Source organism: Bradyrhizobium sp. 132 (genome assembly GCF_023074185.1).
In the GTDB taxonomy this organism is placed as follows: Bacteria; Pseudomonadota; Alphaproteobacteria; order Rhizobiales; family Xanthobacteraceae; genus Bradyrhizobium.
Genome location: NZ_JADPKY010000068.1, coordinates 1 through 549, shown reverse-complemented (window position 1 = coordinate 549; position 549 = coordinate 1). Strand labels below are relative to the sequence as shown.

Annotated in this window: 1 pseudogene; it reads left to right on the top strand. The window is 65.0% G+C overall.

The features are described 5' to 3' along the window. A pseudogene (locus IVA74_RS10970) lies at window positions 1-388 on the top strand (IS21 family transposase); the annotation flags it as partial. Between the last annotated feature and the right edge of the window lie 161 nt (window positions 389-549).

Genomic DNA, 549 nt, shown 5'->3' with positions numbered 1-549 from the left:
GCACGACCAGGTCGTCGATTATCGGCACGTGATCCATTCCTTGCGGCGCAAGCCAATGGCGCTGCTCAATCTCGTCTACCGTGATCGGCTGTTCCCGCGCGATGCCTATCGCCGAACCTTCGATTGCTTGCGCGAACGGCTGCCGGACAGGAAAGCCTGCCGGATCATGGTCGATCTGCTCGCACTGGCCCATGAGCGCGGCTGCGAGGCCGAACTCGCCGATCAGCTCGCGACCGAGCTTGATGCCGGCCGACTGCCCGACCTCAACCGGCTGCGCGCTTACTTCTCTCCCGATCCGGCCTGCGTGCCGCACGTCGTGGTGCAGCTCGCACCGCTCGCCACCTATGAGTGCCTCGTCGGTGCCGGCGAGATCGGAGGTGCCGCATGAGCACGGCCAACACCATTGACACCGCGCGCCTCAATCTATTGCTCAACGAGTTGCGGCTGCCAGCCATCAAGGTGCTGTGGCCGCAATTTGCCGAGCAGTCCGACAAGGAAGGCTGGCCGGCGGCCCGCTTCCTCGCCACCATTGCCGAGCACGAGATCGCC